Below are 2,945 nucleotides of genomic sequence, written 5' to 3'. Positions count from 1 at the left end.
GCCAGCACCGGAATCGAACCGATCGCGGCAATAAAAGGTGCTGCTAAATCCGAGATGAAGCGCGAGTACCACAGCAGCAGACCGATAATCGATCCACCAATTGCGCCGACCGCAAAGCCAACCAGCGTTTCCACCGCCGTCACGCGGATGTCGGTGAGCATTTCCCCGCTGTTGAAACGCTGTACCAGTACCTCCCACACCTGCGACGGGCTGGAAAACAGAAACGCATTGATATTGCCGCTGCGCACACCAAGTTCCCAGCCGCCGAGCAGCACCACCACAATTGCGGTCTGTAACACCAGCAAGGTGTAACGACGCGCGTTAGCCGAGCGGAAGAAGGTTTCGCGTGTGCTGCGGTTGGCGGTCGCAGCGACCGTTGGGCGCGTAGACACCGTATTCATCACCATGACATCCTCTCGTTAGTTAACCGGCTCGGGCTGGGTGCCGATGCTGCGCCAGATGCGCTCGTAATATTCGTTGAAGCGCGGCGCTAAGCGGCGTTCGGGAATCGATAGACTGTCGGTACCGAGATCGACCTCAATCTCCTGCACAATTTCACCCGGACGCGCTTTCATCACGTAAACGCGATCCGACATCGTTACCGCCTCTTCGATATCGTGGGTGATGAAAATCACCGTCTTGTGCTGCTGTTTCACCACGCTGAGCAGCTCGCTTTCCAGCGCGATTTTTAGTGGGTAATCCAGCGCTTTGTAGGCTTCATCCATCAGGATGATTTCCGGGTTGGTCACCATGGTGCGCATCAACGCCACGCGCTGGCGCATACCGCCGGACAGCTGTGAAGGATACTTCTGTTCGTAGCCGCTCATTTTGTAGAGCTCGAACAGTTCACGCGCTTGGGCACGCGCTTCGGCTTTTGGCGTGCCACGCACTTCAAGGCCGAGAATCACGTTGTCGATCACCGTGCGCCACGGGAACAGCAGATCCTTTTGCAGCACATAACCAAGTTCCGCCGATGGCGTGCCGGTAGTTTCACGGTTTTTCAGCAGAATACTGCCGCTGTCGGGCATCAACAGGCCGGTGATAATGTTGAACAGCGTCGATTTACCGCAGCCGCTCGGCCCCACAAATGAGACAAATTCGTTGCGATTGGCGTGGAAGTTGAGGTTGCGTAGCACTGTGACTTCGCCGCCTGGCGTGGGATAACTTTTATGGATGCCTGCGGCTTCCAGAACCTTACTCATGGCTTTCCCCCAAAGGTCGCGCGTGGCGATTGTGAACCGTCAACGGCGAAGGCGGCGCCTGCACCGGAACGTAATCTTTCAGGAAGTGATAACCGAGATAATCGCTGCTGCGCGCACGCAAAATGGCGGATTGGATCTCCACGTTGGCGAGCGCCATGCCTTCGGTGGTTCCGCTGTCGGCGATGATATTACCGAGCGGATCAATAATGCGGCTGTGACCGTGATAGTGCAGATTGCCATGTGTTCCGCACAGGTTGGATTCGATCATCCAGCACTGATTTTCCAGCGCACGAACCCGACCAAACAGTGTGTAGCTGTCCACCATCGGATCGGCATCGCCCGCGCTGCCGTCACCGCCGTAACCCCATGCGGTGGGCATGATCATGATATCTGCGCCTTTTAACGCCAGTTCGCGGGTGCTTTCCGGGAACACTTTGTCGTAGCAAATCAGCATGCCGATGCGGCCGAGCGGTGTGTTAAACACCGGGAAGTCGCTGCCGGGATAGTAAACGTGCTTCTCATCGCCCGGCTGATGTACTTTGCGGTACACGCCGACCAAGCCTTGCGGCCCGAGCAGCACTGCGCTGTTGAACAGCACTTCGGCGCGTTCGGGATGGCGCTCGGTCATGCCAAAAACCACATGCACGCCAAGCTGCGTCGCCTGCCGCTGCAACGCCAGTACACTCTCACCCTGCGGCACCACTTCAGCCTGCGCCATTTGCCACGCCACGGCTTCACCGTTCCAGTTGAGCGTGTCCGGCAAATAGCCTTGCAGGATCTGCTCCGGAAAAACCACCAGATCGGCACCTTCTTGTGCGGCGTGCTCCATCCAGGCAAGCAGGTTATTGAGATTGCGCGCTTTGTCGTAAAACGCCGCTAAGGTGACGCTGGCAATGGTGATGGCGGACATGGCAACAGCTCCCAGAAGTTTTTTTCTAAACTGCTACTTAACTCACACCAAGACCAATACATTTTTCTTATAGGAAATTTTTTATCATATGTGAGAAAGTACTTTTCACGTTACTCGTGGAAGAGAGTCAGCATTATGAAAACCACCCGACAGCATGAAGCCTCCGGGCTGGGCGCAGCCACCACCGGCGAGCAGGATTTTGGTATGCGCATCAAGACAATACGTCAGGCGCGCGAACTTACGCTGGAGCAGGTTGCCGAGTTAAGCAGCGTGTCGATTTCCACGTTGTCGAAGATTGAAAAAGGCCAGGTTTCGGCGTCGTTCGATACCATCGCTAAGATCGCCAGCGCCTTTGATTACTCGCTGGCCGAGCTGTTTGCCGAGGAATTGCCCAACCAACCGCTGACTAGCGGCGCGATGCAGGGACGGCGCACTTACACGTTGGCAGGCAAAGGGATTGCGTTTACCAATCCGTGGTTTCGCTATGAAGTACACGCTGCCGAATTGCTGGTTAAGGGTATGATTCCGGTGGTGATGGATATCGAAACTCAGCAGCTGCCGCCACCTGAAGCCTGGTCGCAGCATGCGGGTGAAGAGTTTATCTACGTGCTGAGTGGAGAAGTGATGCTGCATACGCAACTGTATGCGCCGCTGCGTCTGGCGAAAGGTGACAGCGCCTATATTGACAGCACCATGCGCCATACTTTTGTGCGTCTGAGTGACGAGGCCGCCGGTTTGATTTCCATCTGCCAGACGGAAAAGCTGGATATCGAGGATTTAGCGGGATTTTCGTAGGGTCACCATTTATGGTGACCGAAAAACACCGTGGCTGG

4 protein-coding genes are annotated in these 2,945 nt (G+C 55.8%); 1 reads left to right on the top strand and 3 read right to left on the bottom strand.

The window, feature by feature from the left end; translation table 11 throughout:
• The 3 genes from RTY00_RS21345 to RTY00_RS21335 form a co-directional block, all read right to left on the bottom strand.
• Positions 1–401, bottom strand: a 401-nt coding sequence (locus RTY00_RS21345) for an ABC transporter permease (RefSeq protein ID WP_409519159.1), incomplete at its 3' end; no start/stop codon positions are given.
• An 18-nt stretch (positions 402–419) separates the two neighbouring features.
• Complete coding sequence (locus RTY00_RS21340; RefSeq protein WP_312666064.1) at positions 420–1,202, bottom strand: ABC transporter ATP-binding protein; 783 nt, start codon at positions 1,200–1,202, stop codon at positions 420–422.
• Positions 1,195–2,112: a carbon-nitrogen hydrolase family protein gene (locus RTY00_RS21335; protein ID WP_312666062.1), complete on the bottom strand. Its 918-nt coding sequence runs from the start codon at positions 2,110–2,112 to the stop codon at positions 1,195–1,197. Before RTY00_RS21335 ends, RTY00_RS21340 begins: the two co-directional genes overlap by 8 nt.
• Before the next feature lie 135 nt (positions 2,113–2,247).
• On the opposite strand from RTY00_RS21335, the gene RTY00_RS21330 reads away from it, so the two are divergent.
• Positions 2,248–2,907 (top strand): XRE family transcriptional regulator, encoded by a 660-nt coding sequence (locus RTY00_RS21330; protein WP_312666060.1) that lies wholly within the window; start codon positions 2,248–2,250, stop codon positions 2,905–2,907.
• Positions 2,908–2,945 lie beyond the last annotated feature (38 nt).

The sequence above is a fragment of the Pantoea sp. CTOTU49201 genome (assembly GCF_032054795.1).
In the GTDB taxonomy this organism is placed as follows: domain Bacteria; phylum Pseudomonadota; class Gammaproteobacteria; order Enterobacterales; family Enterobacteriaceae; genus Pantoea; species Pantoea symbiotica.
The sequence above is the reverse complement of the archived record's forward strand: the minus strand, read 5'-3'. Positions and strand labels throughout refer to the sequence as shown.